The sequence below is a fragment of the Gammaproteobacteria bacterium genome, assembly GCA_022340215.1.
Lineage (GTDB): Bacteria > Pseudomonadota > Gammaproteobacteria > JAJDOJ01 > JAJDOJ01 > JAJDOJ01.
In genome coordinates, this window is record JAJDOJ010000072.1 from 1 (window position 1) to 12792 (window position 12792).

At 63.7% G+C, this 12792-nt stretch carries 17 protein-coding genes; 4 read left to right on the forward strand and 13 right to left on the reverse strand.

What is annotated here, in order from left to right; translation table 11 throughout:
- Positions 1-71: 71 nt before the first annotated feature.
- The gene (locus LJE91_05300; protein MCG6868152.1) at positions 72-266 is read right to left on the reverse strand and encodes a hypothetical protein; all 195 of its coding nucleotides are present in this window, start codon (positions 264-266) and stop codon (positions 72-74) included.
- A 44-nt stretch (positions 267-310) separates the two neighbouring features.
- On the opposite strand from LJE91_05300, the gene LJE91_05305 reads away from it, so the two are divergent.
- Genes LJE91_05305 through mobA form a run of 3 tightly spaced genes read left to right on the forward strand, consistent with a single transcriptional unit; the run spans position 311 to position 2148 of the window.
- Positions 311-1015 carry a hypothetical protein gene (locus LJE91_05305; protein MCG6868153.1) on the forward strand — a complete coding sequence of 235 codons (705 nt, stop codon included), beginning with the start codon at positions 311-313 and terminating at the stop codon, positions 1013-1015.
- 45 nt (positions 1016-1060) lie between these two features.
- Positions 1061-1546 (forward strand): ATP-binding cassette domain-containing protein, encoded by a 486-nt coding sequence (locus LJE91_05310; GenBank protein ID MCG6868154.1) that lies wholly within the window; start codon positions 1061-1063, stop codon positions 1544-1546.
- The gene (gene mobA / locus LJE91_05315) at positions 1543-2148 is read left to right on the forward strand and encodes a molybdenum cofactor guanylyltransferase (GenBank protein ID MCG6868155.1); all 606 of its coding nucleotides are present in this window, start codon (positions 1543-1545) and stop codon (positions 2146-2148) included. The genes LJE91_05310 and mobA overlap by 4 nt, the downstream gene beginning before the upstream one ends.
- Before the next feature lie 378 nt (positions 2149-2526).
- Here the strand turns inward: mobA and hypD are convergent, their stop codons facing one another.
- The 12 genes from hypD to LJE91_05375 all read right to left on the reverse strand — a co-directional run bounded on the left by hypD (position 2527) and on the right by LJE91_05375 (position 11617).
- Positions 2527-3627: a hydrogenase formation protein HypD gene (gene hypD / locus LJE91_05320; protein ID MCG6868156.1), complete on the reverse strand. Its 1101-nt coding sequence runs from the start codon at positions 3625-3627 to the stop codon at positions 2527-2529.
- A gap of 2 nt (positions 3628-3629) precedes the next feature.
- Positions 3630-4553 carry a hydrogenase nickel incorporation protein HypB gene (gene hypB / locus LJE91_05325; GenBank protein ID MCG6868157.1) on the reverse strand — a complete coding sequence of 308 codons (924 nt, stop codon included), beginning with the start codon at positions 4551-4553 and terminating at the stop codon, positions 3630-3632.
- Positions 4554-4697: 144 nt separating this feature from the next.
- Positions 4698-4952 (reverse strand): HypC/HybG/HupF family hydrogenase formation chaperone, encoded by a 255-nt coding sequence (locus LJE91_05330; protein ID MCG6868158.1) that lies wholly within the window; start codon positions 4950-4952, stop codon positions 4698-4700.
- Between the two features lie 14 nt (positions 4953-4966).
- Positions 4967-5353, reverse strand: coding sequence for a hydrogenase maturation nickel metallochaperone HypA (locus tag LJE91_05335; GenBank protein MCG6868159.1), 387 nt, complete (start codon positions 5351-5353; stop codon positions 4967-4969).
- Entirely contained in the window at positions 5346-5840 is a 495-nt protein-coding gene (gene hybE / locus LJE91_05340; protein MCG6868160.1) for a [NiFe]-hydrogenase assembly chaperone HybE, read from the reverse strand. Before hybE ends, LJE91_05335 begins: the two co-directional genes overlap by 8 nt.
- On the reverse strand, positions 5837-6043 hold the full coding sequence (locus LJE91_05345; GenBank protein MCG6868161.1) for a rubredoxin: 207 nt from the start codon (positions 6041-6043) through the stop codon (positions 5837-5839). The genes hybE and LJE91_05345 overlap by 4 nt, the downstream gene beginning before the upstream one ends.
- Positions 6040-6921: a hydrogenase expression/formation protein gene (locus LJE91_05350; GenBank protein MCG6868162.1), complete on the reverse strand. Its 882-nt coding sequence runs from the start codon at positions 6919-6921 to the stop codon at positions 6040-6042. The genes LJE91_05345 and LJE91_05350 overlap by 4 nt, the downstream gene beginning before the upstream one ends.
- Positions 6922-6988: 67 nt before the next feature.
- Entirely contained in the window at positions 6989-7399 is a 411-nt protein-coding gene (locus LJE91_05355; protein MCG6868163.1) for a hydrogenase-1 expression HyaE, read from the reverse strand.
- Positions 7396-7974: a HyaD/HybD family hydrogenase maturation endopeptidase gene (locus tag LJE91_05360; GenBank protein ID MCG6868164.1), complete on the reverse strand. Its 579-nt coding sequence runs from the start codon at positions 7972-7974 to the stop codon at positions 7396-7398. Before LJE91_05360 ends, LJE91_05355 begins: the two co-directional genes overlap by 4 nt.
- 19 nt (positions 7975-7993) lie before the next feature.
- On the reverse strand, positions 7994-8701 hold the full coding sequence (gene cybH, locus LJE91_05365; protein ID MCG6868165.1) for a Ni/Fe-hydrogenase, b-type cytochrome subunit: 708 nt from the start codon (positions 8699-8701) through the stop codon (positions 7994-7996).
- A 37-nt stretch (positions 8702-8738) separates the two neighbouring features.
- Positions 8739-10532, reverse strand: a complete 1794-nt coding sequence (locus tag LJE91_05370) for a nickel-dependent hydrogenase large subunit (GenBank protein ID MCG6868166.1) — start codon at positions 10530-10532, stop codon at positions 8739-8741.
- Complete coding sequence (locus LJE91_05375) at positions 10529-11617, reverse strand: hydrogenase small subunit (protein MCG6868167.1); 1089 nt, start codon at positions 11615-11617, stop codon at positions 10529-10531. The genes LJE91_05370 and LJE91_05375 overlap by 4 nt, the downstream gene beginning before the upstream one ends.
- A 234-nt stretch (positions 11618-11851) precedes the next feature.
- On the opposite strand from LJE91_05375, the gene LJE91_05380 reads away from it, so the two are divergent.
- Positions 11852-12442 carry a HupE/UreJ family protein gene (locus tag LJE91_05380; protein MCG6868168.1) on the forward strand — a complete coding sequence of 197 codons (591 nt, stop codon included), beginning with the start codon at positions 11852-11854 and terminating at the stop codon, positions 12440-12442.
- Positions 12443-12792: the final 350 nt, after the last annotated feature.

The following is a 12792-nucleotide window of genomic DNA, read 5'->3' on the forward strand; positions in this document are numbered from 1 at the left end:
AACTGCGATCGTTTGTGCCATCGCAAATGGGACTAAACGCACCAGTTTATCGAGCCGGACTGAGACATAAACTACCACACCACGACCAGTACGGAGAACTCCGGGTCGCTCGCGCACCTGCTGCCCGCGTTCGAGTGGAACACGGGATACGCCCCCACGTCATCGCCGTCGGTACCGGAAAGGCCTTGCGTATGGGACGTGACGGCGGCGTCGATGCCGAAGCAGATGCCGCAAATCCAGTTGCCGATCTTCCCCGAGGGCGTCACCCCCCATTACCGCCGTGCCGGCGTTCGGCAAACGGGAGGGACGCGTGACCTACTTCAACGGCAGCATGCCGGTGTTCGTTCACGCTGAACAGGACCGGGCCTCTTTCCAAACGATCGCCGCCCAGTTCTGTGTCAACGGCGATGCCAAACAGGCGGACATCGTGCGCGCCTTCGGGGTGACGAAGATCAGCCTGAAGCGGGCGGTGAAGCGCTACCGCGAGGAGGGACCGAAGGGCTATTATGGTCTCGACAGCCTGTTGCTGCTACTGGCCTTCATGGCGCTGGCGCGCCTCGAATCGATCGAGTCGCTACGCGACAGCGCCCCGGGCGAGTGGGGCAATCTGCTGGGCCTAAACCGGGTCCCCCAGCGCCTGTGTCTGCGCGCCACGACCGACTACTGGGTCAATGCCATGGACGGCCAACCCTTGTGCGTCGTCAACCAAGTGGTCGATCCGGGGCTGATCCAGGTCATCGAGCATGAGATCGTGCCGCGGCCCCCTTGGCTATGGCCATGTTCGCCCGCTGGTCGCAGGAAAACTTCCTCAAGTATGCCCGCGAAAACTTCGGCCTGGACCGTTTGGTCGATTATCGAACCGAGGCTGTTTCTGCAGCCCCTGCCGGTCGTCAACCCCGATTATCGCCACCTCGACGGACAGGTGCGCTCGGCCACCGGCAAGCTCACCCGGCGCCTGGCCAGATTCGCCGCCATGACCCTCGAACTACTGGTGCTGAAACTGGGCTCGACGTAGATTCCGCGAAGTCAGGTCATCTGAGGGTAAGGGGCGATTCGTGACATGACCGACGGCTTCGACATCCGGTTTATTGACATCGCCAAGCGCTATCGCGGGCGGAACGTCCTGGATGGCGTCGACATCTCGCTGGGACGCGGGCAATGCACGCTGCTGAGCGGGGTGAACGGCACCGGGAAGACGCTGAAGATCATGGCGGGACTGGGCAGACCGGATCGTGGCACGATCGATACCGGGCTCCTGGCCATGCCCTGGCTTCGCTGCAGGCGCGCACTGCAGGATGAGATCATGTATCTTCACCAGCAACCTTACATGTTCGATACCAGTGTCGTTAAGAATATCGCCCATGCCCTGCCGAGGTTCTCGAGTCCCGTGAACCGAGACCGTATCGACGAAACGCTGCTCCGTTCATTGGCTGAGCGGCACCTGCAGCTCGAGGGCGGCAGACTGAATCCGGTGACCCGGGATACCGTCGCGGACAATGTCTCGGCGTTCCGACTCGCCACGGCCTCGCGACACCACAAGGCATGAACCCGCCGGGCCGCGACGAGATCACGGCGGTGGTCCTCGCGGGCGGTCGCGGCAGACGGCTGGGGGGGCGCGACAAGGGACTCGTGGATCTTGACGGCAGGCCGTTGATCGAGCACATCCTCGATGCGATTACATCTCAGGTCGGCGCGATCATGATCAACGCCAATCGAAATCGGGAGACCTACCTTCGATACGGCTACCCGGTCGTCAGTGACGAGATGGTGGACTATCAGGGGCCGCTGGCGGGCTTCGCGGTGGCACTCGCCGCATGCAGGACCGACTACATCGCCACGATGCCCTGTGACGGGCCCCGTGTCCCCGCCGACCTCGTCGCGAGACTGGGACGCGCACTTGCCGCAGCAGAAGCCGAGATCGCCGTGGCCGACGACGGACGGCGCATGCAGCCGGTGTATGCCCTGATCCCGGTTTCGCTGCAGGGCAGCCTGCAGGCCTTCCTCGATGCCGGGGATCGCAAGATCGACCTCTGGTATGCCCGACACCGGGTCGCCAAGGCGGACTTTTCCGATATCGTGGAGACGTTCGCCAATATCAACACCGACGACGATCGTCGCCGCCTGAGCGAAGGCGGGGAACCGAACTGAGTACTGGGCCGCCCCTTGAGGTCAATGGCACTTAGGCGATTTCTGTCAAATGACATACCATCCTGCTTGTCTTTTCGTCCGTCCTCCGTGTTGCGACAACAGTGACATAATTCGACTATGCGCCTGTTGTCGCGCCGTGATGACGAACGAAAATCCGGCGCAATCTGGTATGCCATTTTCCGGCAATCGCCTTATTCAACGGTACTACGCAGGATTTGAGGCTGTCCCGGGGTGTTCGATACGAGGGCGTCCGCAGCACGGATGCTGCAGTCGAGCCTCCAGGGACGGATTCACGGCGTGCCTCGGATCGAATGTCGCGGGGCAGATTCGCCAAAGTAGCTGCCATTAAGGTAGCGGTGACCAGGGCACGTCCGGCCCTTATGCGACCCGTCGCTTTCTGACGCCGCTGGCCCACCAGATACGGCAGGCGCCCTCGTCCGATACCATGCACGGACCGACGGGGTCGCGCGGGGTACAGGCGAGGCCATAGATGCGACACTCGTCCGGGCGGATCCTGCCGAGAACCACCTGGGCGCAATCGCATCCCTGCGGCATGGCGCCGGCTCGCTTGCGGTCCGCATCGTCCTGCGACGGGAAGCGCACCCGGGCGTCGTGAGCCGCGTATTCGGGTTTCAGCGCGTATCCCGAGTCGGGAATGGCGCCCACCCCCCTCCAGTTGGCCTCGACCACATCCATGGTCCTGCTCAGGTGGTTCCTGGCGACGGGGTTACCCCCCGGCCTCACGACCTGTGGATAACAGTTGTCGAGAAACGGTCGGCCTTCGATGAACTGGCGCAGGACGGAATACAGGGCCGCCAGCAACGACACGGGGTTGAAACCCGCCACCGCCGTCGGGATCCGGTGACGCTCCGCGACGAACCCCCACTCCTCGGGCCCCATCACGGTCGAGACATGTCCCGGTGCGACCAGCGCATCGAATCCCGGCTCGCCAGAGTCGAGCAGCATCGCCACCGCCGGCCAGGTCAGACGTCCCGAGAGCAGCACCAGCAGATTCTCGGGCGTACCTTCGGCCAGCATGGCGGCCAGCGGGGCGGTGGTCGTCTCGAAGCCGGCGGCGAAAAACACCACCGTTGCATCCGGTTCGGCCCGGGCGATGCGGACGGCCTCGGTGGGTGAGGCGACGGGCCTGACGTCGGCCCCCGCCGCACGCGCCTGCTCGAGTGTGCGCACCTCCCGCCGAGGCAGGTTGACCGGCACCCTCAGCATATCTCCGTAGGCCAGCAGGACGACGTCCTCTTCGAGCGACAAACGTATCGCCTGGTAGATATCCTCCTCGGGGCAGATGCAGACCGGGCAGCCCGGACCCGGAATGAGTTCCACACTCGGGGGAAGGACCCCGCGCAGACCCGCCATGGTAATGGCGCGTTCATGCCCGCCGCAGACATTCATGACCCGAACCCGCTCGGGTAGCGGTAGCGCCGAGATGCGATCGGCCCAGTCCCGCGCGGTGGACGCCACGATCAGAGCTCCGCCAGTCGGCCCGGATGCCCCGAACCGTGTGAACCGTGTTCATGCCCCTTCCCATGCCCTTGTCCGTGGCTATGCTCGTGACCGTGACCGTGAGTTTGATCCCCGGCATGGAGCTGTGCGCCGTCCGGCTGGATCGCGGGTCTGCGGGACTCGCCCCGGGCCACCCTCATCGCATGCGCGGCGATCTCCTCGCGCAGCCACTGCAGCCAATCGTTCACGTCAACGGAACGGGTTGCGGCGATGCGCAGGAACGGCGCAACACTGGCAAGCTCCCGCAGGCACCGCTCCGCGCGATCGGGGTCGAACTCGTCCAGGTAGGGCAGCAGATCGGTCTTGCTGAGCAGCACGAGATCGGCGGCGCGAAACATCACCGGGTATTTGGCGGGTTTGTCGTCTCCCTCAGGGACCGACAACAGGGTGATATTGCGATGCTGCCCCAGGTCGAAGGACGCGGGACAGACCAGATTGCCGACGTTTTCGATGAACAGGACGTCCAGCCTGTCCAGGTCCATATGGTGCAGGGCGTCGTGGACCATATGGGCGTCGAGGTGGCAGGCGCTGCCGGTCGCGATCTGGATCGCCTCCACGCCTCGTGCCCGGATGCGGCGGGCATCATTTTCCGTCTCCAGGTCGCCTTCGATGACGCCGATGGCGATCTCCCCGCTCAGGGCATCGATGGTCGCTTCCAGCAGCGAGGTCTTTCCCGCACCCGGCGATGACATCAGGTTCAGGGCCAGGACCCGGTGACGATCGAAATGCTCGCGGTTGTGTGCGGCGATACGGTCATTCTCGCTCAACAGATTCGCGAGAACCTCCACGCTTTCGCGCCCTTCCGGCGTGTGGGCGTGCTTGCCGCCGGGCCGGATCAGATGCTCGTTGGCAGGGGTGATGTTGCAGCCGCAGGTGTCACACATGATTCAGAACTCCGGTGTTGCCGTCGTCGCCGGCGTGGTCTCCGTTTCCCTGGCCCGGGGCGCGGAGACGGCTCAATACCTAATGTAATTCATCATGTAAACTACATTTCCTTTTGTTTCATTTATTTTTTTACCAGAAATAACTTACGCGGAGGGCTCTTCGGGAGGCGCCGGATGGGTCACTGCCAGGGCCTCGTCGAACAGCTCCCAGGTCGTTTGTGCATCCTGGGGCGTCACCTTCTGGAGGGCATAACCTACGTGCACCATGACGAAATCGCCGACCGCCACGTCTTCCCCCTGCATCATGAACAGACTGACATCGCGCTCCACCCCCTTCGCCTCGCAGCGGGCGTTGAAGCCGTCGATTTCCTTGACCTGCATCGGAATTGCCAGACACATATCGCTCGATCTCCTCAGCCGGCCCCGGCCGTTGTCGCCTCTGAATCACGGACCTGGACACCGGTCAGCACCAGCCTTTCCAGGATCATGTCCTCGCCGCTGGTCACGCGGGTATAAAAACTCCCGCAGTGGCCGCAGAGCAGACGGTTTGGAGGAACCTCGCTGACCTCACCGCATTGCGTACATTCTACGCGCACCGGCGCCGCCTTGACGACCAGTTCCGCGCCCTCCGCGACCGACCCGGCCGCGGCGAGCGGAAAGGCCGTCTCAAGCAGAGGCGTCTCGATCCCCGACAACGGGCCGATACGCAGGACGATCTGCTCGACCCCGCTCGCCCGGCGTTCGTCGGCGTACCGCTCCACCTGTTCGATCAGCGCCACGCAGATGGATAGCTCATGCACGTGTCTCACCTCCGGTCACAAGCCGGCGAAGCATGTCGCGCCGCGACAGTTTCCCGGGCCCATTCCCCGCCGTCTGTGCGACGGTCTCCGCATCGCCCGACTGGAACAGGCCGCTGAGGACCGCTTCCGCCACCCGGCGGGCCGTTTCATGGTCGGGAAACTCGTGCATCGAAGCGTAGAGCGACAGGCGCTGGAACCGGGGGATGCCCGGGTCACAGGCCCCCGGCGTGAAGACGAAGTCTCCGGCGGGGAAATGCAAGGTCGTACCGGTGTCGGCCGCGGGCTCCGCCGATTCGCCGGCGGCGCGCGGTATCAGGACCAGGTTCATGAACCAGGGCGTGACCAGGACGCCGAGACGATGGTCCCGCCAGGCGCGAAAACCGATCGCCTCGACCCGCAGACGCGGGTTGCCGATCGGCAGCCCCCGCATCCGCTCCTCGTCGATGCGGCGGAACGCCCGAACCAGCTCGACCTCCACCTGACTCACTCGTCCACCGGCAGGAACATCCCCTTGTCGGCATCGCACTGCGGGCAGCGCCAGTGATCCGGCAACGCGGAGAACGGCGTTCCGGGCGGAATCTGCTCGACAGGATCGCCCTCGACGGGGTCGTAGACGTACCAGCAGATCCGGCACTCCAGCCGTGTCGCATCGCGCAGCCGGGAAGGGACATCGCTGTCGTTGAGCTTCATGTCCGCCAGCTTCCGGCCTGCCGGTAGGGTTCAACGATTTCCACCAGGCGCTGCCTCGAATCCTCGATGTCCTCGGGCGCCGCTCTGGCCACCTGTGGCACGTCCACAACCTCCAGGGTGTTGAGGATCAGTGTCGCCATGGAATTGTAATACCGTACCCACCAGATTCCGGGGGCGGCGACACCCGTGATCCGGCAATCTCCGTACCCCCGGGAGAGGATGTCCAGGGGCCCCGGACGCAGCGCCGTGTTCAACCAGGCGATATCGGCTTCGGACAGGGGCAGCAGTGTCAGGTTGATGACATGCGCCACCTCGCCCGGGCGATGTCTCCGCCAGTGTTCCCTCAGCTCGGTCAGAACCGACGGTGCGTTGAAGACGTCCGCGGGCGGCCCCTCGCTCGTGGTCACCGATTCCCAGCTCACCCGCTGCCGGCCGGGAAGCCGCACCACCAGGGGAACATCCGCCACCTCGATGAGATCGTGCGCGACCCGCCCCGCGCCGTCCAGGTAGTGCGTGCGCCAGACGCCGGCGAGCACGGATTCCTGTACCCGTGCCGTGAAGTCCCCGTGGTAGCGAACGCTGACCTCGCCCTCGCCGAGGATCTGATTGACCAGTTCCCGGTTCTCCGTGTCGAGGGCGGAGATGTCCGCCGTCTGCGAACCGCCTTCCTGCGCTACCTGCTGCAACGCCTGCTCCAGCCACTGCATGGTCTGCCGCGCGCCGTCGAGGAGTTGGACGGCGTCGGCCTCGGGCACCTCCGGCTGACGGTAGGTGTTCATGCCCTTCGGCATGCTGATGTACTCCATCACCGCACCGTCTTCCTCGGCCGGCTGGCTGCCGGGTCCTATGCCCACGATGGGTATGTCTTGAATGCCCATGGTCACACTGTCCTGTCTCGTCCGGTTCGATACTCGCGGATCTGCGCCCTTCCCTCCGCGCGCGTATTCACGCGCCCACCAGGGGGATGCCGATCGAGGGTGGGCGCCGCACCTCGGCCGTGAACAGCTTCGAGATCTCCTCGAGATACTCGCTCCAGTTCTCGATCCCGGTGATCGCGCCGAGGTATCCGTCGCTGCGCAGAAACACCAGGGCCGGCCAGGCCGTGAATCCATACCGCTTCTGTAACGCCAGTTCGTCGCTCGCCGCCACCACCCCCGGATGGATCTGACCGGCGAAGGCCTTGACCAGTTCGGGGAGCACGACGGCGACGTCGTTGGTCTCGCGGTAGCGGTCGGGGTCGCCGGCGAAGAACAGCACGCGCAGCCCTGGCCCGTTGACGAACTCGTCGTGGGTATCGGCCGTAACCTCGGGGTAGCCATACTCGTCGAACAGGCGCTGGATCAGCGGTGACGTCATTCGGTTCGTTCCTCGTATCGTTCGATGGACAGGGCGCGCGGCCCGGTAGGTTCCGATCGCTCGGGCGATTCGCCCCGCGGTGTCACGGAGACGCCCCATGTCTCCAGGACCCGGATAGCCATGGCCACGGCCTCGGGAATCCGCCGCTTCACATCCGGCCGCAGGCTTCCCCCGTAGTCGTCCAGACGGCACGGCTGCACCCCGACCAGCGCCAGGCGCCGGGGCAACCGGCCAAGCAGATCCGCCGAGGCCAGTACCTCCTGGAAGCCGGTCTGGTGCATGCTGATCTTCTTCGCCCCGAGATACTGGGGGACATCGCGATCGAGGATCAGCCTGAGCTCACCGGGTTTCAGACCGAAGTCGATCGCATCCAGGATCAGCAGGTTGCACGCCGCGGTGACATGGGGCAGGAGAAACATCCCCTGGGTACCGCCATCCATCACCGTGACGTGCGGCGCAAATCGGTAGCCCTCGTTGAGGGCCTCCACGGCGCGCACGCCGAATCCCTCGTCCGCCCAGAGAAGGTTCCCGATGCCGAGCACCAGCGTCCCTTCGGCGATCTCCATTCCGCTCATCGCAGACCCTGAAATGGAATCAAGGCCGGTCGTCCTTGAACAGCCGCCAGCCTCCGATCATCGTGCTGACGCTGCTCTGCCGGGTGATGACGTCGGCGCGCATCGCCATGTAGACGTGAATGATCACGAAGGTGATCATCAGCCACATGCCCAAGTCGTGCAGGTTGTGCACGGATTCGGAACCACCGAGCAGGGGGATCACCCAACCGAAGAGCCGGTCCGCCCAGCTTCCCTGTCCAAGCCCCTCGCTGTACAGGGCGAAGCCGGTGAAGATCATGAACAGACCGAGCAGTGTGTTCAATAAGAACATCGCCGTCTGCGCGAGCGGGTTGTGTCCCGGAATCTTGTGTATCTCGCTGGTGAGGAACAGGTAGGACTTCAGTTCGTGCACCAGTTCCCGCCACCAGGCGATCCTCCAGAACGGCAGGTAGAAGATCTCCCGCGAATAGCTGTTGCCGACGAAGGCCCAGTAGATCCGCACCGCGAACCCGATCGCGAAGACGTAGGCCGCGATGAAGTGAATCATGCGGATGTTGCCCATCATGAAATGATCGCTGGCCTCACCGCCGACCGAGGGCAGCGGATTGGCGATCAGGTACCCGGTCGCCGCCAGCACCACGATGCTCAGCGCCTGAACCCAGTGCCAGACCCGCACCGGCGCCTCGAACACGTAGACCGGTTTGGAGTATGCAATATCGCGCACGTCTTCATTCGTCGATGTTGTCATGATCGATTTCCCGTCGCTCGCTGTCGTGCCGGAACCCTCAACGGATCTTCACCGCGGCCAGTTCCTCGCCGTCGCTGGAGATGATGTGAGAGGCGCAGGCGAGACAGGGATCGAAGCTGTGGATCGTACGCAGGATCTCTAGCGGCTCATCGGATTTCGCCAGCGGCGTCCCCAGAAGGGCCGCCTCGTAGGCACCGATCTGACCCTTCGGATCCCGCGGCGAGGCATTCCAGGTGGTCGGCACCACGGCCTGGTAGTTGTCGATCTTTCCATCGGCGATCCGGATCCAGTGGCCCAGCGCGCCGCGCGGCGCCTCCGCCCGACCAACGCCTTTGGAGGTGGCCGGCCAGGTATCGGGCTCCCACTTGTCCATGTTGGCCGTGGCCACGTCGCCCGCCTTAAGGTTCGCCATCAACTTGTCGTGCACGCTGCGCATGCGGTGGGCCGCCCAGGAGCATTCCAGACCGCGCGCCGCGGTACGCCCCAGGGTCGAGAACAGTGCGGGGAGCGGCAGGTCCAGATCGCTGAGCAGCCCGTCGACCTGCGCCTGGATCTCCTCGTTGCCGCTGGCGTAGGCGATCACGTAGCGCGCCAGCGGCCCGACCTCCATGGCGTGCCCGCGCCAGCGCGGGGCCTTCAGCCAGGAGTACTTGGCGCCTTCGTCCACCTGCTCGATGTTCGTCTTGGTGCCCTTGGCGTTCGGACCGAGTTCGAACAGGGCTTCGGTAATGCCGTCCCAGGGGTGCAGACCCATATCCGGCTCCGGATACTGGTACCAGGAGTGATCGACGAATTCCTGGATCTGCTCGGGGTCCCGCACATCGATCTCGTGCACCGTCGTCAGGTCGCCATCGATGATCACCCCGCTGGGCAGACCCAGGCTTTCGTTGGAGTAATCGTTGGCGCGGTCCGGGAACTCCCCGTAGGACATCAGGTTCTTGCTGGACAGCCCGCCCCCGAACGTCCAGTCCTTGTAGAACGAGGCGATGGCCTTGAGGTCCGGGATGTACACCTGGTCGACGAAGGTGATCGACTGGTCGATGATGTCGGAGACCTGCTGTAACCAGGCAATGTTCACCGCACCGACGGCCCCGGTCTCGTTGATGTTGATCGAACACGGCATGCCACCGACCAGCCAGTTCGGATGGGGATTGCGCCCACCGAAAATGGTGTGGATCTTGACGATCTGGCGCTGGAAGTCCAGCGCCTCCAGGTAGTGGGTCACCGCCATCAGGTTGGCGGCGGGCGGGAGCTTGTAGGCCGGGCTGCCCCAGTACGCATTGCTGAAGGGACCCAGTTGACCGGACTCCACGAAGCGTTTGAGCCGCCCCTGCACGTCGCGAAAATAGCCGGGGGAGGACTTCGGCCAGGGCGAGAGGCTCTGCTGCAGCGCCGAGGTCTCCTTCGGATCGGCCTTCAGGGCACTGACCACGTCCACCCAGTCCAGGGCGTGCAGATGATAGAAATGCACCAGATGGTCCTGGGTGTATTGCGCCAGCATCATCAGGTTGCGGATGTGGTTGGCGTTCTGCGGGATTGGGATTCCGAGCGAGTCCTCCACCGCGCGAACCGAGGCCAGGGCGTGAACCCCGGTGCACACGCCGCAGATCCGCTCGGTGAAGGCCCAGGCATCGCGGGGATCGCGACCGTTGAGAATCACCTCCAGACCGCGCCACATGCAGCCGGTGGAGACCGCATTTTGGATCACGTTTTCCTCGTCGAGATTGACCTCGATGCGCAAATGCCCCTCGATCCGGCAGAAGGGATCGACGACCACGCGTTGACCCGAGGTGTCGAGTTCGAATCCGTTCGGGGTGACTTGCGTGCTCATTCGCCTTCCTCCTCGCCTTTCTTATGCTTGAAGTGACTGACCGCGGAGGCCGTTGCATGGGCCGCGACACCGATCGCCGCCGCACCGGCCAGGACCGCGCCGACCTGATCGGCTGTTGCCTCGACCCTGCCGGTGATGCCGAGGTGGGTCACCGGACTGTAGAACGAGCCCTTGTCCCAGAAGTCGTCCTCCGCGCAACCCAGGCAACCGTGCCCGGACTTGACCGGCCAGGATAGCCCGCCGTTCCACTCGATGGTCGAACAGGCGTTGTGTGTCGTCGGTCCCTTGCAGCCGACCTTGTAGAGGCAATACCCCTTGCGTGCGCCCTCGTCGTCGAAGCGCTCCACGAACTGCCCGGCGTCGAAGTGCGGGCGCCGATAGCACTTGTCGTGCAACCGCTGGCTGTAGAACATCTTCGGGCGACCCTGGCGATCGAGCGCCGGCAACTGGTCAAAGGCCACCATGTAGGTGATCACTCCGGTCATGACCTCGGCGATCGGCGGACATCCCGGCACCTTGATGATCGGCTTGTCGAAGATGACCTTGTGGATGGGCGTGGCGCGGGTCGGGTTGGGGCGCGCGGCCTGCACGCAACCCCAGGAGGCGCAGGAGCCCCAGGCGATGATGGCCTTGCAGTGCGCTGCCATGTGCTTGAGCTTCTCGACGTACGGCTTGCCCGCCTGGATGCAGAACATGCCGTCCTCGTTGAGCGGCGGGTTACCCTCGCAGGCCAAGATGAAGTTGCCGTCGTGCTCGGCGACGGTACGCTCGAGTATTTCCTCGGCCTGGTGGCCCGCGGCCGCCATCAGGGTGTCGTCGTAGTCCAGCGAGATCATGGACAGGATCACGTCCCCTGCAAGCGGATGACCCGACCGGATGAAGGACTCCGTACAGCAGGTGCATTCGAGCCCGTGCAGCCAGATCACCGGCGTCCTCGGTTTCGTCTCCAACGCGTGGGCGATCTTGCCTGCAAACTCCGGCCCCAGTCCCAGTCCGGCGGCCGTCAGGCTGCAGAATTTGAGAAAACTGCGCCGGGTGATGCCGTGCTCGCGCATGACGTCGTAGAAGGTCTTCTTCGTCGGCATGACAACTCCCCTCCTCAATCGATGGAATCCGGGTTCCAACTACCCGACGTCCTCGCCCGGCCATTCGCCGTGCGCTTCACCCGGTCGTACCAATAATCTCAACCTCTAAAGTAGTGTAGCCTTTCACAGACAAACCCCCACCCGGTTGATGGAGGTCAAGATTAGAACGATTTTCGACTTCAACCTATAATACGTTTCACGGCAAACGGGTTCATCGACGATCAGGAGGCGAAAATGAGAAAAGTTGCAACCGTGGCTCCGCTGGTGCTGGTTCCATGGATCGCGGGCGCGGCGCATGCGCATGAGACGGCAACATCGGGAGGGCTCGGTTCCGGGTTCGCACACCCTTTCACCGGACTGGACCATCTGCTGGTCCTGCTTGCGATCGGACTCTGGGCGGGTAGCCGCAAGGGCGCTTCCGAACACGCGGCACCGATCGTTTTCCTGGGCACCCTGGCAATCGGGGTGGTCGCCGGGTTCTCCGGCCTGGCCCTGCCTGCGATCGATCCACTCCTCGCCGTCACGGTCCTCGTCGCCGGACTGATGATCTCCGCACGCGGGTCGCTACCTCCCTGGCTCGCACGGGTAGCATTGGCGATAATCGGCCTCCTGCACGGAAACGCACACTTCTACGCGGCGCCGGACGCCGGGGGAATACTGGCCTACTTCGCCGCCGGGCTGTTGGCTGCAAGTGCGCTGCTGATCGGGGTCGGCCTGGCGATCGGGCGCCTTGTGGCGATGCGGCCGGAGAAACCGGAACTGATCCTGATGTCAGGCGGGCTCATCTCAGCCGCTGGCGTGGTACTGATTGCCAGCGCCGTTTGATACTCAGTTTTCCGTTACAAAACATATGGTAGCTATCCGAACCTAATTGTCTTTGTAAGGAATCGCCTGGGAGTCTCGCCCTGCCCCCGCAGTACCCGCGCCGCTCGGCGCGGGTACTGCGATCCTGGAACCCGTACACCTCGAATCCCAGAAAGGCGAACCGTCGTTTCCGGCCGTCCGTATCCAGTATGCCTGCCTTCAGCCTACGACAGCTAGGCGATTTCTTGAATTAATACTCATGATCAGGATATTGCTCTGGATTCTCTCCTATTTTTTCGACGACCCTTGGATAACTTACGCCAGCCTCTTTTTGTTTTATCTTCTTTCTTGATTTAGTGATTCTGAAATAC